Origin of the sequence: Trabulsiella odontotermitis (assembly GCF_030053895.1) — a bacterium.
GTDB lineage: Bacteria > Pseudomonadota > Gammaproteobacteria > Enterobacterales > Enterobacteriaceae > Trabulsiella > Trabulsiella odontotermitis_C.
On record NZ_CP125781.1, the window covers coordinates 1,603,030 to 1,625,696 of the forward strand.

Genomic DNA, 22,667 nt, shown 5'->3' on the forward strand with positions numbered 1-22,667 from the left:
CTATGATCTACCCTGATGAAACAATGCTTTACGCGCCGGTTGAATGGCATGACTGTTCCGAAGGCTACACCGACATTCGTTATCAGAAGTCGGCGGACGGCATTGCCAAAATCACTATCAACCGCCCGCAGGTTCGTAACGCATTTCGTCCTCTGACCGTCAAAGAGATGATTCAGGCGCTGGCAGATGCACGTTACGACGACAATATTGGCGTCATCGTTCTGACCGGGGAGGGCGACAAAGCATTCTGCGCCGGTGGCGACCAGAAAGTGCGTGGCGACTACGGCGGCTATCAGGACGATTCCGGCGTTCATCACCTGAACGTCCTCGATTTTCAGCGCCAGATCCGCACCTGCCCGAAACCGGTGGTGGCGATGGTGGCAGGCTATTCCATCGGCGGCGGGCACGTGCTGCATATGATGTGTGACCTGACGATCGCTGCTGAGAACGCCATTTTCGGTCAGACCGGACCGAAAGTCGGTTCCTTTGATGGCGGCTGGGGCGCCTCCTACATGGCGCGCATTGTTGGTCAGAAGAAAGCGCGCGAAATCTGGTTCCTGTGCCGTCAGTACGATGCGAAACAGGCGCTGGATATGGGGCTGGTCAACACCGTGGTGCCGCTGGCGGATCTGGAGAAAGAAACCGTACGCTGGTGTCGCGAAATGCTGCAAAACAGCCCGATGGCGCTGCGTTGCCTGAAAGCGGCGCTGAATGCGGATTGCGACGGGCAGGCGGGCCTGCAGGAGCTGGCGGGTAACGCCACCATGCTGTTCTATATGACCGAAGAAGGGCAGGAAGGGCGCAACGCGTTCAACGAGAAGCGCCAGCCGGACTTCAGCAAATATAAACGGAATCCATAATGCGTTGCGTACAGCTTTATCGCTGGCAGATCCCCATGGACGCTGGCGTGGTGCTGCGGGAACGGCGACTGAAAACCCGTGATGGTCTGGTTGTTCGTTTAACCGATGACGAACGCGAAGGCTGGGGGGAAATTTCCCCGTTACCGGGGTTCAGCGTTGAAACGCTCGACGCAGCGCAGGAAGCCGCCATCGACTGGTTGCAGGCCTGGCGACAGGGTTCAACGTTGCCATTCCCGGCATTACCGTCGGTCGCGTTTGGCCTGAGCTGCGCGCTGGCCGAGCTGGCGGATGCACTGCCGCAGGCGGCGAATTACCGTGCGGCACCGCTGTGTACCGGCGATCCAGACGATCTGGTGCTCCAGCTTGCCGACATGCCGGGCGAGAAAGTCGCCAAAGTGAAAGTGGGGCTGTACGAAGCCGTGCGCGACGGAATGGTAGTAAATCTGTTGCTGGAAGCGATCCCTGATTTACATCTGCGCCTGGATGCCAATCGCGCCTGGACGCCGCTGAAAGCACAGCAGTTCGCCAGATACGTTAACCCGGACTACCGCGCGCGTATCGCGTTTCTTGAAGAGCCGTGCAAAACCCGCGACGATTCCCGTGCCTTTGCCCGTGAAACCGGCATCGCCATTGCCTGGGACGAAAGCCTGCGGGATGCGGATTTTGCGTTCGTGGCAGAGCCCGGCGTGAAGGCGGTGGTGATCAAACCAACGCTGACCGGCAGCCTGGAGAAAGTGAAAGCACAGGTCGCCGCCGCGCATCAGCTCGGGCTGACGGCGGTCATCAGTTCTTCCATAGAGTCCAGTCTGGGGCTGACGCAACTGGCGCGCATCGCCGCCTGGCTGACGCCGGACACCATCCCGGGGCTGGATACGTTAACTCTGATGCAGGCGCAGTTGCTGCGCCGCTGGCCGGGCAGTGAACTGCCTTGCCTTGACAGCACCATGCTGGAGCCGTTGCTGTGATGTTTGCCGACTGGCCATGGCGACACTGGCGCGCGGTGCAGGGCGATCGCCCTGCGCTGCGGCTGGATGACGTTACGCTGAACTGGACGGCGCTCTGCCAGCGGGTGGACAGCCTGGCGAGCGGTTTTCAGCAACAGGGCGTCGCGGAAGGCGATGGCGTGATGCTGCGGGCGCGCAACAGCGAGCAGACGCTGCTGGCCTGGCTCGCGCTGTTGCAGTGCGGCGCGCGCATCCTGCCGGTTAATCCCAAATTGCCAGTTGGGCTGCTGGAATCGCTGGCGCCCGGACTGACGCTGACATTTTTGCTGGATCTGGAAGACAGCGCGCAGACTTTCTCTCTCACCCCGTTGCGGCTCGTTGAACGTGCAGGCGATTTCGCGCTGCCATGGCAACCGCAGCGCCTTGCCTCCATGACGCTGACGTCTGGATCGACCGGTTTACCCAAAGCGGCGGTGCATACCTGCGCCGCGCATCTGGCGAGCGCGCAGGGCGTGCTGGCGCTGATCTCTTTTAAGCAACCGGATTGCTGGCTGCTTTCACTGCCGTTGTTTCATGTTTCCGGACAGGGGATTGTCTGGCGCTGGTTGCTTTCTGGCGCGCAACTGGCCGTCAGTGAGCGCCCGCTTGCGCAGGCGCTGGACGGATGCAGCCATGCGTCGCTGGTGCCGACTCAGCTCTGGCGGTTACTGAAAGACAACGTCTCCCTGACGTTGTGCGCGGTGCTGCTGGGCGGTGCCGCAATTCCGGTGGATCTCACTGAACAGGCCAGCCGTCAGGGGATCGCCACATTTTGCGGCTACGGGCTGACGGAGTTTGCCTCGACGGTCTGCGCCAAAGTGGCAGACGGCGGAGATGATGTTGGCGTACCGTTGCCCGGCAGAGCGGTCCGCCTCGTTGACGGCGAGGTCTGGCTGCAGGCGGACAGCATGGCGTCGGGCTACTGGCGCGACGGGCAACTGACGCCGCTGGTGAATGACGAAGGCTGGTTTGCGACGCGTGATCGCGGTGAATGGCGCGACGGGCGGCTGGTGATTGCCGGGCGACTGGATAATCTTTTTTTCAGCGGCGGCGAAGGCGTGCAGCCAGAAGCGGTGGAGCGGGTGATCGCCCGCCATCCGCAGGTGCGCCAGGTGTTTGTGGTGCCGCTGGACGACGCCGAATTCGGCCAGCGCCCGGTGGCGGTGGTCGAGTGTGAATCGCCAGACGTACTGCCTGCGCTGGCCGTCTGGACGAAAGATAAACTGGCGGGATTTCAACAACCCTGTCGCTGGCTGGCCTTGCCGGAAAGCATAAAAAATGGCGGGATTAAAATCTCCCGCCGGGCGTTACAGCGCTGGGTGGCAGAGCAGCGCGACGAAGAATAACGGGAGCTGCGGCTCCCGTTTCCTTTCGAAATGCAAAAAAAAGAGTAACTAATTACAATTGCGATGTTTTTCCGCTTTATTAGTCCATTGATTCTTCGCGTTTCAGTTGTACAATCCAGCGGTTTTGGGACGTTAACTTTCTTTCTTATCCGGAATACAAAAAATGAATAAAAAAGCATTAGTTGGATTAGCTGCGCTAATGAGTATTTCAGCCGCAGCCAATGCAGTCAGCATCAGCGGGCAAGCAGGCAAAGACTACACCAACATTGGCGTCGGGTTTGGTACCGACACGTCCGGGCTGGCGTTGAGCGGCAACTGGACGCACAACGATGACGACGGTGACGTTGCCGGTCTGGGTCTTGGCCTGAACGTACCGGTAGGACCGTTCCTGGCAACCGTCGGCGGCAAGGGGATTTACACCAACCCGAACGCCGGTGACGAAGGCTATGCGGCGGCAGTGGGTGGCGGTCTGCAGTGGAAAATCGGCAGCAGCTTCGGCCTGTTTGGTGAGTACTATTACTCGCCGGATTCGCTCTCCAGCGGTATCGACAGCTATCAGGAAGCTAACGCCGGTGCGCGCTGGAACATCATGCGCCCGATTACCGTTGAAGCCGGTTACCGTTACCTGAATCTGGCGGGTAAAGACGGTCACCGTGATAACGCTGTGGCCGATGGCCCGTACGTGGGCGTCAGCGCAGGGTTCTGATCCTCCGGCGCGGCGCGCTGCCGCGCCAGTTTTCTTTTTTTTCAGGCCACTGATTGCGCTATAGTACATCGTCCTCTTTTGCTGGAGAAAACGATGATCAACGTGGAGATGCTGTCCACTGGCGACGAAGTGCTGCACGGGCAAATCACAGATACCAATGCTGCCTGGCTTGCAGATGTCTTTTTTAATCAGGGATTACCGCTAACGCGCCGCAACACGGTGGGCGATAACCTTGATGATCTGGTTGCAATTTTGCGCGAGCGTAGCGAACACGCCGATGTGCTGATCGTCAACGGCGGACTTGGCCCGACCAGCGATGATTTAAGCGCGCTGGCCGCTGCACAGGCAAAAGGCGAATCGCTGGTACTGCACGAGGCCTGGCTTGCGCACATGGAAACGTTCTTTTCCGAGCGCGGACGAGTGATGGCACCGAGCAACCGCAAGCAGGCGGAAATTCCCGCCAGCGCGGAGCTGGTCGATAACCCTGTCGGTACCGCCTGTGGTTTTGCGGTGCAACTGAATCGCTGCCTGATGTTCTTCACCCCTGGCGTACCGTCCGAATTTAAAGTCATGGTGCAGCAGGAAATTCTGCCGCGCCTGCGTGCGCGTTTTGCGTTGCCGGAACCGCCGCTGTGCCTGCGCCTGACCACTTTTGGCCGTTCCGAGAGCGATCTCGCGCAGGCGCTCGACCCGCTTCCGCTGCCGCCGGGCGTCACCATGGGTTACCGCTCATCAATGCCGATCATTGAGCTGAAACTCACGGGGCCGGCGAGTGAGCGTGATGCGATGCTGGCACTGTGGCCCGAGGTCAAAAAAGTCGCTGGTGAGAGCCTGATTTTTGAAGGCACCGAAGGGCTGGCGGCACAGATTTCCCGCCGTCTGCAGGAAAAACAACTCAGCCTGACGCTCAGCGAGCAGTTTACTGGCGGGCTTATTGCTCTCCAGCTAAACCGGGAGGGTGCGCCGCTGCTGGCGAGTGAAGTGGTGCCGCCGCAGCCGGAAACGCTGGCGCAAACGGCACACTGGACGGCGGAACGTCGCGTGAATCATTTTGCCGGGGTCGCGCTGGCGGTGAGCGGGCTGGAAACGGACCATCTCAATTTTGCGTTGTCGACAGCGGAAGGCACCTGGGCGCTGCGCGTGAAATTCAGCACTAACCGCCACAACCTGCAAACCCGCCAGGAAGTGGGGGCGATGATGGCGCTGAATATGCTGCGCCGCTGGCTCAACGGTCAGGAAATTGCCAGTGAACATGGCTGGATCACCGTCGTTGAATCCCTCTCTTTTTAGTCGCACCTGCCGCCGGGACGCCCGTCCCGGCAACTCAGGCAAGCGCCTGAGCCAGCAGCGTAATCGGATGTTCACAGCGCTTGCTGGTGGACATCTCAATCTGCCATTTACAGGTTTCGCAATCGGTGATCACCAGGTCCGCGCCGCTCTGTTCAATCTGCTGAAACAACGGCGCGCCGATGGCCTGCGAGGTGGGATAGTTCTCAGATTTAAAGCCGTAGGTGCCGGCAATTCCGCAGCACTGCGAATCCAGTACCGTCAGCTCAAGGCCGGGGATCTGGCGCAGCAGTTCAAGGGTGTACAGCGACCAGCCCATTTTTTCCATATGACATGGCGTGTGATACACCACTTTCAGCGGCAATGGCTTCAGTGGCAGCGTTTGCCCGGCGTCCAGCTTGCGCCAGATCCAGCGCGTCGCCAGTTCAATGTGCTGACGCAACCCGCTGTTATCCACATCCAGCAGATGCGGGTATTCGTCGCGCAGGGTGAAGGTGCAGGTCGATGAGGTGGCAATTACCGGGATTTGCTTGTCGATAATCGCTTCACGCATTGAGGCCACATTGGTGAGCGCCTGCTTGCGCGCTTTATCGGTAAAACCGTTGGCAATCAGTGGCACACCACAGCATTTCTCTTTACTCAACAACTGCACGCCAGTCCCCATCGCGTTGAGCACGCGGATCATGTCTTTACCGAGTTGCGGATGGTTGTAATTGACGTAACAGCCGTGGAAAAACGCCACCTGATCGGCAAAGGCGGCCTGTTCGGCGGCCACGCTGCGATACCAGCGGCGGAAGGTGCCGAAGCCATATTTTGGCAGCGTCCGACGGTGATCGATTTTCAGCGCGATATCCAGCAACTGGCGCACCGGTTTGAGCCCGGTGGTGGCGTTGATGATTGGCGCAAAGGGGGTGGAGAGCGTCCCCATTAAATCGGTATGGCTGAGGATGGTGTCGCGCAGGGTCGGTTTTTGCGTACTGTACTGCGCCCGTGCACGCTGGATGATATCGCCAATTTTCACGTCAGACGGACAGGCGACTTCGCAGCGCTTACAGTTGATGCAATATTTCAGCGCGTCGTCATACAGCGCCCCGTCTTTAATGCGCAGACGCTCGCCGTCCGGGCCGGCCTGTTTTGGCCCCGGATAGCTCGGCTTGACCCGGCTTACCGGACAGGCCGTCGTGCAGACGGTACACTTAATGCAGCTTTCGAAGCGGGTATCGTTCATGACTGACCTCCTGCCAGGGCGAGGATTTGCCGGGCCGCATGCTGAGCGGTGATGGCGCTGACGCCACCGCCGCAACCGAGCTGGATGGCGTCGAAACCGCCAATCAGCGACCCCACCGCGAACAGATTGGTAAAGGAGGCGCCGTTCTGTGTCGGGTGCAGATTATCGTCCGTCGCCAGACCGAAACGTTGCCAGGGCTGAGAAGCAAAGAAATCCTGTTGATACCAGTCGCTGCGGGATGCGGCCTGTTGCACATCCAGACCCAGAATCGGTTCCCGAACGCCGGTGCGTGTGGCGACCAGACCATTACTGAAAAAGCTGCCGCTGGCCAGCACGGTGAAGCGTGCGCGTAGCGGAACATCGTCGTGATTACGCGTCCAGACGGCGCTGACGGTGCCGTCATGATGACTCACTTTCACCACTTCATCACCCGCAAGCCAGGTTCCGCCCGTCTGAATAAACTGATGCTGTAAGGCGCCATGCAGACGCATGCCCGGTACCGAAGGCGGCAGCGTCGGCAGCAGGCGAAGCGGGCAGGGAAGACGCTCGTTAAGCCATTGCCACAGGCGCGAATTCTGCAGGCCAAAACAGGCGGGCATCAGCAGCATGTCGTGCTCCTGCGCCAGTGGCGTCAGCGCCGCCAGCAGCACCGGCCAGGCAGGTTCGTCATCCAGCACGCGGGCAATGTTTGCGGCGCGAAATTCGGTGGGGCTGTCGCGCAACACGTCCAGCTCCGGCAGGTCTATCTCCAGTGTATCGGTCTGCAAACCGCGCTGATTCAATGAGGCGGCGGCGAGGTGCGGCTGAAAATCGAGAAAGCCGCTGATGCCGACGATGCCGATACGTTTGCCGGGCAACGGCATCACCGGGACTTCGGCGGGGCTGAGCCAGGCGCTGCGCAGTGTGCCGAGCGGCGTGATGCGCTGATGATGTTGCGCAGCGGTGCCCTGCATGGTCACGCCACACTGGCGCAGCAGCTGTTCAGTCGCCTGTGCGTAATCCATGACGTTTTCAATGCCGATCCGGGCGTAAGGGTGTTCTGGCATCATCGTAACCAGTTTTTCCAGCCCGCTCCGGGTGTCAGTGACCGCGTCGCCATCCGGCAGGGCAGAGAGCAGATCCAGCGAGCCGGACGAGAAGTGCAGCGCACTTTGTCCGCGGCTGACGATGGCGCAGCGTAGACCGTGCTGGTTCAGCGTCAATCCGCAGAGCAATCCGGCCAGGCCGCCGCCGATAATCACCGTATCAAACTTCATCCTGATGCTCCTTTTGCAGGCCGCACAAACCAAGGTAAACCCAGCGGGTGAATTCGCTTTCGCGCAGCGCATCGCCCCAGGCGACGGGTTGCACGCCTTTCCAGCGCTCGTTAAGGAACTGCGACAGCTGCGTCAGGGATTGTGCCGGCGTGCTGACATTGAAGCGCTGCAACAGCCCGGCGGCGCGACAGGCGCACAATTCGCCCTGGCAGGTGCCCATGCCGACGCGGGTGCGCCGACGCAGGTCGAGCAGATTTTTCACCGCCAGATTCTCCACCGCATACTGCACTTCACCGGCGGTCACTGCTTCGCATTCGCAGACCAGACTGCGGTGCTGGCGGGAGTCGCCCAGCCAGACCGGAGTGCGGTCGCCATGCCGGTAAACGGCAGAACCACGCAGCGGCGTCGGCAGAGAGACGATTTTGCGCAGCGTGGTTTCCGCAGGTTCCTGCGAGCCGGGCAGCGGGCGCTCGGCGGTGGTGCAGGTGGCGTTATTGCCGAGCTTGCGGCAAATCGCATCGGTGGCCCATTCCGCCATCAGGCGGTAAGTCATCAGCTTGCCGCCGGTAATAGTGATAAAGCCTTCCATGCCGTCGCGTTTCGCGTGATCGAGCAGCACGATGCCGCGGCTGACGTTGCGCCCAGACGGATCGTCATCGCTGGCAACCAGCGGACGAACACCGGAATAGGCGCGCAGCACGCGCGTTTGCGCCATCACCGGCGCCAGTTTTTCGCCTTCGCGCAGCAAAATGTCGACTTCCGCAGGGGTAACGCGGTTGTCGTCGATATCGTCGTAATCAATATGTACCGAGGTGGTGCCGATGAGCGAAATGGTATCGCCAGGCACCAGAATGTCGGCATCAGCCGGTTTACGGCAGCGGTTGATCACGTGCTGGTTAATGCGATGGTCGAGGATCAGCAGTGACCCTTTCGCCGGGAACATGCGGATTTTCAGGTCGGCATATTCCGCAATCCGTTGTCCCCAGATCCCCGCGGCGTTGATCACCACAGCGGCATACAGCGTCAGCGCTTCGTGGCTGTTGTGGTTCCACAGCGTCACGCCGCGCACGCGGTCGCCTTCGCGCACCAGCCCGGTGATTTCGCAACCGGTGAGAATGGTGGCGCCATGTTCGCGGGCATCCAGCATGTTCGCGGCGGTCAGACGGAAAGGGTCGACCGTGCCGTCCGGTACTCTGACGGCGCCGGTTAATGTCGGGTTGACTGACGGCTCAACCCGTCGCGCCTGTTCAGGGGTCAGCGCTTCTGCCTCAATGCCCGCCCGTAGGCAGGCGGCAATAAACGTGCTCTGAAAAGCCAGGTCGTCTTCCGGCAGAGTGATAAACAGGCCGTTGGTGGGTTCAATGCAGTGGCGCGCAATGCGCTTGAGGATCTGGTTTTCGGCGATGCATTCGCGTGCCGATTCGCTGTCAGTGACGGCATAGCGCGCACCGCTGTGCAGCAATCCATGGTTGCGTCCGGTGGCGCCAGTGGCGATATCAAAGCGTTCGACCAGCACCGCCCGCAGGCCGCGCAGGGCGCAGTCACGGGCAATGCCCGCGCCGGTAGCGCCGCCGCCGATAATGATGACATCGCTTTCACGAGTATCAGGCATCATTGTTGTTATCCCTTATCATTTTCCTGATTTTCATTTAGCCACAAAAAAAGTGCGTATTGTTTGATTTCGAGCACATTCGAGCAATAAACGAAAATGAAACGTGATTCCGTGCTCATATTGGAACTTTCTGTCATAAATCTGTAACAATATGTGCGATGTTTCACAGTAACGTTAAGTTAAATCTCATACCATCGCGGCTATAATTTTTAACCTTATGAATTTACTTGTTTTTAATAAGGTTATTATCACAAACAAAAAAGGGCCACGGAGGCTATCATGTTGAGTATTTTTAAACCCGCGCCGCATAAAGCGCGCGTGCCGGACGCGCAGGTCGATCCGCTCTATCGTCGCTTGCGCTGGCAAATTTTTCTGGGGATTTTCTTCGGTTATGCCGCGTACTATCTGGTCCGCAAGAACTTTGCTCTGGCAATGCCTTATCTCGTCGAACAGGGGTTTTCCCGCGGCGATCTCGGCTTTGCGCTGTCAGGGATCTCCATCGCCTACGGATTTTCGAAATTCATCATGGGGTCGGTTTCTGACCGTTCGAATCCGCGCATTTTCCTGCCGGCAGGTCTGATTCTGGCCGCGGCCGTGATGCTGGTGATGGGGTTTGTGCCCTGGGCCACCTCCAGCATCATGATCATGTTTGTTCTGCTGTTCCTGTGCGGATGGTTCCAGGGCATGGGCTGGCCGCCATGCGGTCGTACCATGGTGCACTAGTGGTCGCAGAAGGAGCGTGGCGGTATCGTGTCGGTGTGGAACTGCGCGCATAACGTCGGCGGCGGGATCCCACCGTTGCTGTTCCTGCTCGGGATGGCGTGGTTTAACGACTGGCATGCGGCACTGTATATGCCTGCCTTTGGCGCGATCATCGTGGCGATCTTCGCTTTCGTGATGATGCGCGATACCCCGCAATCCTGCGGTTTGCCGCCGATTGAAGAGTATAAGAACGACTATCCGGACGACTACAGCGAGAAGCACGAAGAAGAGCTGACCGCGAAGCAGATCTTCATGCAGTACATTCTGCCGAACAAACTGCTGTGGTACATCGCGTTTGCCAACGTATTCGTTTATCTGCTGCGTTACGGCATCCTCGACTGGTCGCCGACCTATCTGAAAGAGGTAAAACACTTTGCGCTGGATAAATCGTCCTGGGCTTATTTCCTCTACGAATATGCAGGGATCCCCGGGACGCTGATTTGCGGCTGGATGTCGGACAAAGTGTTTAAAGGTAACCGTGGCGCGACGGGTGTGTTCTTCATGACGCTGGTGACCATCGCGACTATCGTTTACTGGATGAACCCGGCGGGTAATCCGACCGTCGATATGGTGTGTATGATTGTCATCGGCTTCCTGATTTATGGTCCGGTTATGCTGATTGGTCTGCATGCGCTTGAACTGGCACCGAAAAAAGCCGCAGGGACGGCAGCCGGTTTCACCGGGCTGTTTGGCTACCTCGGCGGGTCGGTCGCGGCGAGTGCGATTGTCGGCTATACCGTTGATTTCTTCGGCTGGGATGCAGGCTTCTATGTCATGATCGGCGGTAGCATTCTGGCGGTACTGTTGTTAATCATCGTTATGTTTGGCGAAAAACGTCACCATCAGGAACTGTTGGCGAAACGCGGCGAATAAGGAGATTCAAATGAAATTCACTCGTAATTCACTGACTATCGGCCTGTTGTTGGCCGGTGCGGTCAGCAGCTTCACCGCAGTGGCGGCGGAGGCGATAGTCATCGCCCACCGTGGCGCCAGCGGGTATCTGCCAGAACATACGCTGCCTGCGAAAGCGATGGCTTACGCGCAGGGGGCGGATTATCTCGAGCAGGATCTGGTCATGACCAAAGATAACCGCCTGGTGGTGCTGCATGATCATTACCTCGATCGTGTGACCGATGTTGCCGAACGCTTTCCGAATCGCGCCCGTAAGGACGGGCGTTATTACGCGATCGACTTTACGCTGGACGAAATCAAATCGCTGAAGTTTACCGAAGGGTTTGATCTCGTGAACGGCAAGAAAGTGCAGGTCTTTCCGGGGCGTTTCCCGATGGGGAAATCCGATTTCCGTGTTCATACCTTTGAAGAAGAAATTGAGTTTGTTCAGGGGCTGAACCACTCGACCGGTAAAAACATCGGTATCTACCCGGAAATCAAGGCGCCGTGGTTCCATCATCAGGAAGGCAAGGACATCGCCGCGACGACGCTGGACGTCCTGAAAAAGTACGGTTACACCAGTAAAAACGACAAAGTCTATCTGCAGTCTTTTGATGCCGACGAACTGAAGCGCATCAAAAATGAGCTTGAGCCGAAGATGGGCATGAACCTGAATCTGGTGCAGCTCATCGCCTATACCGACTGGAATGAAACGCAGCAGAAACAGCCGGACGGCAAATGGATTAACTACAGCTACGACTGGATGTTCAAGCCAGGCGCGATGGCGCAGATTGCGACATATGCGGACGGCATTGGCCCGGACTACCACATGCTGGTGGCGGAAGGCTCAACGGTAGGGAATGTGAAACTGACGGAGATGGCGAAAGAGGCGCACGCCAGTAAGATGCAGGTGCATCCGTACACCGTGCGGGCTGACCAGTTGCCGGAATACACTGCCGACGTCAACCAGCTGTATGACGTACTGTACAACCAGGCGAAGGTCGATGGTGTCTTCACCGACTTCCCGGACAAAGCCGTGCAGTTTCTGAAAGATAAACACTAAACTGCCCGGCGGCGCTGCGCTTGCACGGGCCTACGAACGCTGTAGGCCGGGTAAGCGTAGCGCCACCCGGCAGAATTACATCTCGATTTCGATATCGCCTTTTGCCCGGCAACAGCAGGGCAAAATCTCCCCTTCGTTGATCAGCGCCAGCGGTTCGGTGAGCCAGTCGACCTGCCCGGCGACCAGACGACAGCGGCAGGAACCGCAGTAGCCTTCGCGGCACTGATACTCCACCTCAACCCGATGCGATTCCAGCGTCGCCAGCAGCGAAGGATGCTCGTCCTGGCACACCAGTTGGGTGCCAGACCGGCTCAGGGTGATGCGACTCATCAGAGCTGGAAGCTGCTCAGATCGTCAGTATCGACTTCAGAGTCAATCTGACCGACCAGATAAGAGCTGACTTCCACTTCCTGCGGCGCCACCTGTACGTTATCAGACACCAGCCAGGTGTTGATCCACGGAATCGGGTTTGAGCGCGTCTGGAACGGCAGATCCAGCCCTACAGCCTGCATACGAATGTTAGTGATGTACTCGACGTACTGGCAGAGAATGTCTTTGTTCAGGCCGATCATCGAGCCGTCACGGAACAGATAATCCGCCCACTCTTTTTCCTGCTGCGCCGCTTCCACAAACAGGTTATAGCTCTCCTGTTTGCACTCTTCGGCAATCTCCGCCATTTCCGGGTCATCCGCACCGGAACGCAGCAGATTGAGCATGTGCTGGGTGCCGGTCAGGTGCAGCGCTTCGTCGCGGGCGATGAGGCGGATAATCTTGGCGTTGCCTTCCATCAGTTCGCGCTCGGCAAACGCGAAAGAGCAGGCGAAGCTGACGTAGAAGCGAATCGCTTCCAGTGCGTTGACGCTCATCAGGCACAGGTAGAGCTTTTTCTTCAGTTCGCGCAGATTCACGGTCACGGTTTTGCCGTTGACGGTGTGAGTGCCTTCACCAAGCAGATGCCAGTAGCTGGTCAGTTCGATCAGGTCGTCGTAGTAGCAGGAGATGCCTTCGGCGCGTTTTTTGATCTGCTCGTTAGTGACGATATCGTCAAACACAATCGCCGGATCGTTGACGATATTGCGGATGATATGGGTGTAAGAGCGGGAGTGGATAGTTTCCGAAAACGCCCAGGTTTCCACCCAGGTTTCCAGCTCCGGTATGGAGATCAGCGGTAACAACGCCACGTTCGGACTGCGGCCCTGAATGGAGTCGAGCAGTGTCTGATATTTCAGGTTGCTGATGAAAATATGCTTTTCGTGTTCCGGCAACGCCTGATAGTCGATACGGTCACGCGAGACGTCAACCTCTTCCGGACGCCAGAAGAAGGAGAGCTGCTTTTCAATCAGCTTTTCGAAAATGTCATATTTTTGCTGATCGTAGCGAGCCACGTTAACCGGCTGACCAAAGAACATCGGCTCTTTAAGCTGATCATTTTTCGTCTGTGAAAAAGTGGTATATGCCATTGAAGTGAGTCCTGTTAAGGTTTTATTGCCCGGCGGCACTGTGTTTGCCGGGCCTAAAAAACCGTAGGCCGGGTAAGCAAAACGCCACCCGGCAAAATGCTTAAATCTTACATGCGCCGCTTTCGCAGCCATCGTCCTGAATGGATGGCGCCAGATCATCCTGCGCATCTTCCGCACCGTCGCGGGTGTTCTGATAGTACAGGGTTTTCACGCCAAATTTATAGGCGGTGAGCAGGTCTTTCAGCAACTGCTGCATTGGCACTTTACCTGACGGGAAACGCGTCGGGTCATAGTTGGTATTGGCAGAGATCGACTGGTCGATGAATTTCTGCATGATACCGACCAGTTGCAGGTAACCGTCGTTATTCGGCATTTCCCACAGCAACTCATAGTTGTTTTTCAGATGCTCATAATCCGGCACCACCTGGCGCAGAATACCGTCTTTCGACGCCTTGATACTGACGTGACCGCGCGGCGGCTCAATGCCGTTGGTGGCGTTAGAGATCTGCGACGAGGTTTCAGACGGCATCAGCGCAGAAAGCGTGGAGTTGCGCAGACCGTGTGTTTTGATGGACTCACGCAGGGCTTCCCAGTCGTAATGCAGCGGCTCGTTAGTGATCGCGTCCAGGTCTTTCTTGTAGGTGTCGATCGGCAGAATGCCCTGTGAATAAGTGGTTTCGTTGAACCACGGGCAGGCGCCTTGCTCGATCGCCAGTTCATTAGAGGCTTTCAGCAGGTAATACTGGATTGCTTCGAACGTTTTGTGCGTCAGGTTGTTGGCGCTGCCGTCGGAATAACGTTTGCCGTTTTTCGCCAGCCAGTAAGCAAAGTTGATCACGCCAATGCCCAGCGTACGGCGACCCATCGCGCCACGTTTTGCTGCCGGGATCGGGTAATCCTGATAGTCGAGCAGAGCATCCAGCGCGCGAACCGCCAGCACCGCCAGCTCTTCCAGCTCGTCCAGATTCTGAATGGCGCCGAGGTTAAAAGCGGAGAGCGTACAGAGCGCGATTTCGCCGCTTTCGTCGTTCACATCTTCCAGCGGTTTAGTCGGCAGGGCGATTTCCAGGCACAGGTTGGACTGGCGCACCGGCGCGACAACCGGATCGAACGGGCTGTGGGTGTTGCAGTGGTCAACGTTCTGAATATAGATACGGCCGGTAGAAGCGCGTTCCTGCATCATCAGTGAGAACAGATCAACCGCTTTCACACGCTGCTTGCGAATGCTGTCGTCTTTTTCATATTGGGTGTACAGACGCTCGAACTCGTCCTGATCGGCGAAGAACGCGTCGTACAGGCCCGGGACGTCAGACGGGCTGAACAGGGTGATCTCTTCCCCTTTCAGCAGACGGGTGTACATCAGCTTGTTGATCTGCACGCCGTAGTCCATGTGACGTACGCGGTTGCCTTCCACGCCACGGTTGTTTTTCAGCACCAGCAGGCTTTCGACTTCCAGATGCCACATCGGGTAGAAGAGGGTGGCCGCACCGCCGCGCACACCGCCCTGCGAGCAGGATTTCACCGCCGTCTGGAAGTGCTTATAGAACGGAATACAACCGGTGTGGAACGCTTCACCGCCACGGATCGGGCTACCCAGCGCACGGATGCGACCGGCGTTGATGCCGATACCGGCACGTTGAGAAACGTATTTCACAATCGCGCTGGAGGTGGCGTTGATGGAGTCCAGGCTGTCGCCGCACTCGATCAGCACGCAGGAGCTGAACTGACGGGTCGGGGTGCGCACGCCGGACATGATCGGCGTCGGCAGGGAAATTTTAAACGTGGAGACCGCGTCATAAAAGCGCTTCACGTAGTCCAGCCGCGTTTCGCGTGGGTAGTTGGAGAACAGGCAGGCGGCGACCAGAATATACAGGAACTGCGCGCTTTCGTAGATTTCGCCAGTGACGCGGTTCTGGACCAGGTACTTCCCTTCCAGTTGTTTAACCGCGGCGTAAGAGAAGTTCATATCGCGCCAGTGATCGATAAACTCGTCCATCTGCCGGAACTCATCGACGGTATAGTCTTCCAGCAGGTGATGATCGTATTTGCCGAGCTCAACCATCTTCACGATGTGGTCGTACAGCGCCGGCGGTTCAAACTGACCGTAGGCTTTCTTACGCAGATGGAAAATCGCCAGGCGCGCCGCCAGATACTGGTAATCCGGCGCGTCACGGGAGATCAGGTCCGCAGCAGCTTTGATGATGGTTTCATGAATGTCGGCAGTTTTAATGCCGTCATAAAACTGGATATGGGAACGCAGTTCAACCTGAGAAATCGAGACGTTATTCAGTCCCTCTGCTGCCCAATCCAGTACCCGATGGATTTTATCGAGATTGATGCGTTCAGTACTACCATCACGCTTTGTCACCAGCAGACTCTGATTCATGTGGTTCCTACCTGTCTGAAATGAATAGTATCCCCGGCTTATCCACAGAAGACCTTTGTGACTAACTCTGTGGATAAATACTACATATAGGGGTTCTTTGAATAATTAAACGCTATATGGTGAGTATTCTAGTAAGGATTCTTTTCAGTACAAGAGTTGATTTTGAGGTTAAATTGAGGTTGCGAAAGGGTAATAATCGCTAAGTCCTCGCCAGATAAGGGCTGGCGGTGATGTCAATATTTTGCAAAAAAAAATGAAAATTTGATCGAGTGCTGATTTCTTCAACGAGACGGGTGAGTTGCGCAGCCGGAACTGCGCAAGTTTGATAAGAAAATCTGATGTACTTAGTCGAATTTCGCCTTAGTATGCAACATATAATTAACATCCACGCCCGGCGCTAACTTAAAGGTGTTGGTGAACGGATTGTAATGCAGACCGGTGATGTGCTGTTCTTGCAGTGGCGTTTCATCCACCCAATGTAACAGCTCCGCGGGCTTAATAAATTTCTTCACGTCGTGCGTGCCCTTTGGCACCATGCGCATCACATATTCCGCGCCTACAACGGCCATCAGCCACGCTTTACCGTTACGGTTGATGGTTGAGAAAAAGACATGGCCGTCCGGTTTCACCAGTTGCGCGCAGGCGCGCACCACAGATTGCGGGTCAGGAACGTGTTCGAGCATTTCCATGCAGGTCACCACGTCATATTGCTGCGCGTGTTTTGCCGCATGCTCTTCGACGGTTTCCTGAACGTACTCGACATCAATACCGGTTTCCAGCGCGTGCAGGCGCGCAACCTGCAATGGTTCAAAACCCATATCCAGCCCGGTGACGGTCGCGCCTTCACGCGCCATGCTCTCCGCCAGGATCCCGCCGCCGCAGCCGACATCAAGAATTTTCTTGCCAAACAGGCCGCCGGAACGCTCTGCAATATAGCCCAGACGCAGCGGGTTGATACGGTGCAGAGGCTTAAACTCACCGTCGAGATCCCACCAGCGGGACGCCACCGCTTCGAATTTTGCAATCTCTTCGTGATCAACGTTGTGAGCCGCCTGAGGTTTTTCGGCATTCATGGGCGTTTTTACTCCGTAAATTAAAGACGATGAAGTATATCAGGTTAGTAAAGCAAATTGGTTTATAACCCTGCGGGTGTGTTATAATTTGCGACCTTTGAATCCGGGATACAGTAGAGGGAAAGCGGTTAGATGAGCGACCTTGCGAGAGAAATTACACCGGTCAACATCGAGGAAGAGCTGAAGAGCTCCTACCTGGATTATGCGATGTCGGTGATTGTTGGCCGTGCGCTGCCGGACGTCCGAGATGGCCTGAAGCCGGTACACCGTCGCGTGCTTTACGCTATGAATGTATTGGGCAATGACTGGAATAAAGCCTACAAAAAATCGGCCCGTGTCGTGGGTGACGTCATCGGTAAATACCATCCCCACGGTGATTCCGCGGTGTATGACACCATTGTTCGTATGGCGCAGCCGTTCTCGCTGCGTTACATGCTGGTGGATGGTCAGGGTAACTTCGGTTCCATCGACGGCGACTCTGCGGCGGCAATGCGTTACACGGAAATCCGTCTGGCGAAAATTGCCCACGAGCTGATGGCCGATCTGGATAAAGAAACGGTCGATTTTGTGGATAACTATGACGGCACGGAGCAAATTCCGGACGTCATGCCCACCAAAATCCCTAACCTGCTGGTAAACGGTTCTTCCGGTATCGCCGTAGGGATGGCCACCAACATTCCGCCACATAACCTGACGGAAGTGATCAGCGGCTGCCTGGCGTACATCGAAGATGAAAACATCAGCATTGAAGGGCTGATGGAACATATTCCGGGGCCGGACTTCCCGACTGCTGCCATTATCAATGGTCGTCGTGGTATTGAAGAGGCCTATCGCACCGGTCGCGGCAAAATCTACATTCGCGCCCGCGCGGAAGTCGAAACCGACGCCAAATCCGGCCGCGAAACCATCATTGTTCACGAAATTCCGTATCAGGTGAACAAAGCGCGCCTGATCGAAAAAATCGCCGAGCTGGTGAAAGACAAACGCGTGGAAGGCATCAGCGCGCTGCGCGACGAGTCTGATAAAGACGGTATGCGCATCGTCATCGAAGTCAAACGCGATGCAGTCGGCGAGGTGGTGCTGAATAATCTCTACTCCCAGACGCAGCTTCAGGTCTCCTTCGGTATCAACATGGTGGCATTGCACCATGGTCAGCCGAAGATCATGAACCTGAAAGAGATCCTCGAAGCGTTTGTCCGTCACCGTCGTGAAGTGGTGACCCGCCGTACTATTTTCGAACTGCGTAAAGCCCGCGATCGTGCACACATCCTCGAAGCACTGGCTGTGGCGCTGGCGAACATCGACCCGATCATCGAGCTTATCCGCCATGCACCGACGCCAGCGGAAGCGAAAGCTGGGCTGGTTGCGCGTCCGTGGGATCTGGGTAACGTCGCCGCCATGCTGGAACGTGCGGGCGACGACGCTGCGCGTCCGGAGTGGCTGGAGCCCGAGTTTGGCGTGCGTGACGGTCAGTACTACCTGACTGAACAGCAGGCCCAGGCGATTCTGGATCTGCGTCTGCAGAAACTGACCGGCCTTGAGCACGAAAAACTGCTCGACGAGTACAAAGAACTGCTGGAGCAGATCGCTGAACTGCTGCACATCCTCGGCAGCGCTGATCGTCTGATGGAAGTGATCCGCGAAGAGCTGGAGCTGGTCCGCGACCAGTTCGGCGATGAACGTCGCACCGAAATCACCGCCAACAGCGCCGATATCAACATCGAAGACCTGATTAACCAGGAAGACGTTGTCGTCACCCTGTCGCATCAGGGCTACGTGAAGTATCAACCGCTGACGGATTACGAAGCGCAGCGTCGTGGTGGTAAAGGGAAATCTGCTGCCCGTATTAAAGAAGAAGACTTTATCGACCGTCTGCTGGTGGCCAACACCCACGATACGATCCTCTGCTTCTCCAGCCGTGGTCGCCTCTACTGGATGAAAGTCTACCAGTTGCCGGAAGCGAGCCGTGGCGCCCGTGGCCGTCCGATCGTCAACCTGCTGCCGCTGGAAGCGAACGAGCGTATCACCGCTATCCTGCCGGTTCGCGAGTACGAAGAGGGCGTCAACGTCTTTATGGCGACCGCCAGCGGTACCGTGAAGAAAACCGCGCTGACCGAGTTCAGCCGTCCGCGTTCAGCGGGTATCATCGCCGTTAACCTTAACGAGGGCGATGAACTGATTGGCGTGGATCTGACCTCCGGTTCTGACAACGTGATGCTGTTCTCTGCGGCCGGTAAAGTGGTGCGCTTCAAAGAGAACGCGGTGCGTGCGATGGGCCGTACCGCCACCGGTGTTCGCGGCATCAAACTGGCCGGTGAAGACAAAGTTGTTTCCCTGATCGTACCGCGCGGCGAAGGCGCTATCCTGACCGTGACGCAAAACGGCTACGGTAAACGTACGGCTGAGACGGAATATCCGACCAAGTCTCGCGGGACGCAGGGCGTTATCTCCATCAAAGTGACCGAACGCAACGGCTCCGTGGTGGGCGCGGTACAGGTAGACGACTGCGACCAGATCATGATGATCACCGATGCCGGTACGCTGGTGCGTACTCGCGTGTCTGAGATCAGCATTGTCGGTCGTAACACCCAGGGCGTGATCCTCATCCGTACTGCGGACGACGAAAACGTGGTGGGTCTGCAGCGCGTGGCTGAACCGGTTGATGACGAAGAGCTGGATTCCATCGACGGCAGTGTGGCGGAAGGTGATGATGACATCGCGCCGGAAGCAGACACCGATGACGATGTGGCGGACGATGGCGATGATGAGTAATCGTCTGTAAAATGCTGCGAAAGGGCCGGTTGATACCGGCCCTTTTTGTTTCGACGTTGCGGGACACCCATTTTGCCGCTACCTTAAGCACATCTTTCTGCACGCACACGGCCAAACGTTGAAATACCTTGTCTCTTTTCGTACCACACTGAAAGTTTCCCGCTACCTTTTCCGGGCGCTGGCATTGCTGCTCTGGCTGCTTATTGCCTTTGTGTCGGTGTTCTACATTGTTAACGCGCTGCATAGCAAAGAATCCGAAATCAGACAGGAATTTAACCTCAGCTCCGATCAGGCGCAGCGCTATATCCAGCGTACCGCAGACGTGATGAAAGAGCTGAAATACATCGCCGAAAACCGCCTGACCGGCGACAATGCTGCGCTCCTGTCACGCGCCGGCGGGCAGGACGTCGATGTCCCCGAATTTGAGCCGCTGTTTTCCGATTCTGACTGCACCGCAACGGGCAACACCTGGCGCGGTTCGCTGGAATCGCTGGCGTGGTTTATGCGCTACTGGCGCGATAACTTCTCCTCTGCTTACGATCTCAACCGCGTGTTCCTCGTCGGCAGCGATAACCTCTGTATGGCGAATTTTGGTCTGCGCGATATCCCGATGGAACGTGACCGGGTGCTGAAAACGCTGCATGAGCGCATTGTGCAGTACCGCAACGCGCCGCAGGATGAGCGGGGCAACAACCTGTTCTGGGTGAGCCAGGGGCCACGTCCGGGCGTCGGTTATTTCTATGCGCTGACACCGGTCTATCTGGCCAACCGCCTGCAGGCGCTGCTCGGTACCGAGCAGAGTATTCGCATGGAAAACTTCTTCACGCCGGGCAGCCTGCCGATGGGCGTCACCGTGCTTGATGAAAACGGCGAGTCGTTGATCTCGCTCGCGGGCCCGGAAAATAAACTCAAAGTGGATCCGCACTGGATGCAGGAGCGGTCGTGGTTCGGCTATACGTCCGGTTTCCGCGAGCTGGTCTTGAAAAAGAGTCTGCCGCCGTCATCACTAAGCATTGTCTACTCTGTGCCGGTGGATCAGGTGCTGGAACGCATCCGGATGCTGATCCTCAACGCCGTTCTGCTGAATGTGCTGGTGGGGATTGGGCTGTTCACATTGGCGCGAATGTATGAACGCCGTATCTTTATTCCGGCGGAAAACGATGCCCAGCGGCTGGAAGAGCATGAGCAGTTCAACCGTAAAATCGTCGCCTCGGCGCCGGTGGGGATCTGTATCCTGCGCACTCAGGATGGCACCAATATTCTCAGTAACGAACTGGCGCATAATTACCTCAACATGCTCACCCATGAGGACCGGCAACGGCTGACGCAAATCATCTGCGGCCAGCAGGTTAACTTTGTCGATGTGCTCACCAGCAATAACACCAACCTGCAAATCAGCTTTGTGCACTCGCGCTATCGCAATGAGAACGTGGCGATCTGCGTGCTGGTGGACGTCAGTTCGCGCGTCAAAATGGAAGAGTCGTTGCAGGAGATGGCGCAGGCGGCAGAGCAGGCCAGCCAGTCGAAATCGATGTTCCTGGCGACGGTCAGCCACGAGCTGCGTACGCCGTTGTACGGCATCATCGGTAACCTTGACCTGTTGCAGACTAAAGAGCTGCCGAAAGGGGTGGGGCGGCTGGTGACGGCGATGAACAACTCCTCCAGTCTGCTGCTGAAGATCATCAGCGATATCCTCGATTTCTCGAAAATTGAATCTGAGCAGCTGAAAATCGAGCCACGGGAGTTTTCGCCACGTGAAGTGATGAACCACATCACCGCCAACTATCTGCCGCTGGTGGTACGTAAACAGCTCGGGCTGTACTGCTTTATTGAGCCGGATGTGCCGCAGCAGATGTCAGGCGACCCGATGCGCCTGCAACAGGTGATTTCCAACCTGCTGAGTAACGCCATTAAATTTACCGATGTGGGCTGCATCATTCTGCATGTGCGCTGCGTGGGTGATTACCTGAGCATCAGCGTGCGGGATACCGGCGTCGGGATCCCGGCGAAAGAAGTGGTGCGATTGTTCGATCCTTTCTTCCAGGTGGGGACCGGCGTGCAGCGCAACTTCCAGGGAACCGGGCTGGGGCTGGCTATCTGTGAGAAGCTGATCAGTATGATGGACGGCGACATCTCTGTGGATACTGAACCGGGCATGGGTAGTCAGTTTACGGTCCGCATTCCGCTGTATGGTGTGCAGAATCTGCCGGTGCTGGCACCTGACGGGCTGGAGCATAAACATTGCTGGCTGGCGGTGCGTAATGCGTCGCTGTACCAGTATCTGGCGTCACTGCTGACGCATCGTGGGTTGACGGTGAGCCGTTATGAAGGCCAGCAGCCGGACGCCGACGATACGCTGATCACCGACGACGAGCTTGAGCAGCCGTGGCCTGGCAGAGCGGCGGTGATTTTCTGCCGTCGCCATATCGGTATTCCGCTGGAACGTTCGCCTGGTGTGTGGCTGCAAAGCGTGGCGTCGCCGCACGAACTGATTGCGCTGCTTGGGCGTATTTACCGCATTGCAATGGAAAGCACGGATACAGCGACAACGCTGCCTGCCGCGGAAACCGCCACGGTCAACGATGACATGATGATCCTCGTGGTGGATGATCACCCGATTAACCGGCGTCTGCTGGCTGATCAACTGGGCTCACTCGGTTATCAATGTAAAACGGCGAACGACGGCGTTGATGCGCTGAATGTATTAAGCAAAAACCATATCGATATCGTTCTGAGCGACGTCAACATGCCGAACATGGACGGTTATCGCCTCACGCAGCGCATCCGTCAACTGGGGCTGACGCTGCCGGTAGTGGGCGTTACGGCGAACGCGCTGGCAGAAGAGAAGCAGCGTTGTATTGAATCGGGGATGGACAGTTGTCTGTCAAAACCGGTAGTTCTGGACGTACTGAAACAAACGCTGGCGGTGTACGCCGCGCGAGTCAGAAAGGCGAGAGAATCATAAGAGGCCTCCCGGCAACT

General features: G+C 57.1%; 15 protein-coding genes and 1 pseudogene. 9 read left to right on the forward strand and 7 right to left on the reverse strand.

Translation table 11 applies throughout. The features are described from left to right. Positions 1–2 precede the first annotated feature (2 nt). The 5 genes from menB (at position 3) to QMG90_RS07730 (ending at position 5,185) form a co-directional block, all read left to right on the forward strand. Positions 3–860, forward strand: a complete 858-nt coding sequence (menB, locus tag QMG90_RS07710; protein ID WP_283283247.1) for a 1,4-dihydroxy-2-naphthoyl-CoA synthase — start codon at positions 3–5, stop codon at positions 858–860. Further along, positions 860–1,825 carry an o-succinylbenzoate synthase gene (gene menC, locus QMG90_RS07715; protein ID WP_283283248.1) on the forward strand — a complete coding sequence of 322 codons (966 nt, stop codon included), beginning with the start codon at positions 860–862 and terminating at the stop codon, positions 1,823–1,825. The genes menB and menC overlap by 1 nt, the downstream gene beginning before the upstream one ends. Then, entirely contained in the window at positions 1,825–3,189 is a 1,365-nt protein-coding gene (gene menE, locus QMG90_RS07720; protein ID WP_430381687.1) for an o-succinylbenzoate--CoA ligase, read from the forward strand. The genes menC and menE overlap by 1 nt, the downstream gene beginning before the upstream one ends. A 163-nt stretch (positions 3,190–3,352) precedes the next feature. Next, positions 3,353–3,895: a YfaZ family outer membrane protein gene (locus tag QMG90_RS07725; protein WP_283283250.1), complete on the forward strand. Its 543-nt coding sequence runs from the start codon at positions 3,353–3,355 to the stop codon at positions 3,893–3,895. Positions 3,896–3,988: 93 nt separating this feature from the next. After that, positions 3,989–5,185 (forward strand): nicotinamide mononucleotide deamidase-related protein YfaY, encoded by a 1,197-nt coding sequence (locus QMG90_RS07730; protein ID WP_283283251.1) that lies wholly within the window; start codon positions 3,989–3,991, stop codon positions 5,183–5,185. 34 nt (positions 5,186–5,219) lie between these two features. Here QMG90_RS07730 and glpC read toward each other — a convergent pair whose 3' ends face one another. From glpC to glpA, 3 genes are read right to left on the reverse strand one after another with little or no spacing between them, the layout of a single operon-like run. After that, the gene (gene glpC / locus QMG90_RS07735; protein ID WP_283283252.1) at positions 5,220–6,410 is read right to left on the reverse strand and encodes an anaerobic glycerol-3-phosphate dehydrogenase subunit GlpC; all 1,191 of its coding nucleotides are present in this window, start codon (positions 6,408–6,410) and stop codon (positions 5,220–5,222) included. Continuing rightward, positions 6,407–7,666: a glycerol-3-phosphate dehydrogenase subunit GlpB gene (gene glpB / locus QMG90_RS07740; RefSeq protein ID WP_283283253.1), complete on the reverse strand. Its 1,260-nt coding sequence runs from the start codon at positions 7,664–7,666 to the stop codon at positions 6,407–6,409. Before glpB ends, glpC begins: the two co-directional genes overlap by 4 nt. After that, positions 7,656–9,278: an anaerobic glycerol-3-phosphate dehydrogenase subunit A gene (gene glpA, locus QMG90_RS07745; RefSeq protein WP_283283910.1), complete on the reverse strand. Its 1,623-nt coding sequence runs from the start codon at positions 9,276–9,278 to the stop codon at positions 7,656–7,658. The genes glpB and glpA overlap by 11 nt, the downstream gene beginning before the upstream one ends. Before the next feature lie 279 nt (positions 9,279–9,557). Between glpA and glpT the strand changes: the two are divergent. Together glpT and glpQ are read left to right on the forward strand one after the other, a co-directional pair. After that, a pseudogene (gene glpT, locus QMG90_RS07750) lies at positions 9,558–10,913 on the forward strand (glycerol-3-phosphate transporter). A gap of 10 nt (positions 10,914–10,923) precedes the next feature. Then, positions 10,924–11,994, forward strand: a complete 1,071-nt coding sequence (glpQ, locus tag QMG90_RS07755) for a glycerophosphodiester phosphodiesterase (RefSeq protein ID WP_283283254.1) — start codon at positions 10,924–10,926, stop codon at positions 11,992–11,994. Positions 11,995–12,069: 75 nt separating this feature from the next. Here the strand turns inward: glpQ and yfaE are convergent, their stop codons facing one another. The 4 genes from yfaE to ubiG form a co-directional block, all read right to left on the reverse strand. After that, positions 12,070–12,324 (reverse strand): class I ribonucleotide reductase maintenance protein YfaE, encoded by a 255-nt coding sequence (gene yfaE, locus QMG90_RS07760; protein WP_283283255.1) that lies wholly within the window; start codon positions 12,322–12,324, stop codon positions 12,070–12,072. Continuing rightward, positions 12,324–13,454, reverse strand: a complete 1,131-nt coding sequence (gene nrdB, locus QMG90_RS07765) for a class Ia ribonucleoside-diphosphate reductase subunit beta (RefSeq protein ID WP_283283256.1) — start codon at positions 13,452–13,454, stop codon at positions 12,324–12,326. Before nrdB ends, yfaE begins: the two co-directional genes overlap by 1 nt. Before the next feature lie 100 nt (positions 13,455–13,554). Next, entirely contained in the window at positions 13,555–15,840 is a 2,286-nt protein-coding gene (gene nrdA / locus QMG90_RS07770; protein WP_283283257.1) for a class 1a ribonucleoside-diphosphate reductase subunit alpha, read from the reverse strand. A gap of 344 nt (positions 15,841–16,184) precedes the next feature. Continuing rightward, a complete protein-coding gene (gene ubiG, locus QMG90_RS07775) occupies positions 16,185–16,913 on the reverse strand; it encodes a bifunctional 2-polyprenyl-6-hydroxyphenol methylase/3-demethylubiquinol 3-O-methyltransferase UbiG (RefSeq protein ID WP_283283258.1) in 729 nt (242 codons plus the stop codon). A gap of 132 nt (positions 16,914–17,045) precedes the next feature. Here ubiG and gyrA point away from each other — a divergent pair, with 132 nt between their 5' ends. Beyond that, positions 17,046–19,685 (forward strand): DNA topoisomerase (ATP-hydrolyzing) subunit A, encoded by a 2,640-nt coding sequence (gene gyrA / locus QMG90_RS07780; protein WP_283283259.1) that lies wholly within the window; start codon positions 17,046–17,048, stop codon positions 19,683–19,685. Positions 19,686–19,803: 118 nt separating this feature from the next. After that, positions 19,804–22,650 (forward strand): two-component system sensor histidine kinase RcsC, encoded by a 2,847-nt coding sequence (rcsC, locus tag QMG90_RS07785; protein ID WP_283283260.1) that lies wholly within the window; start codon positions 19,804–19,806, stop codon positions 22,648–22,650. The last annotated feature ends 17 nt before the right edge of the window (positions 22,651–22,667 follow it).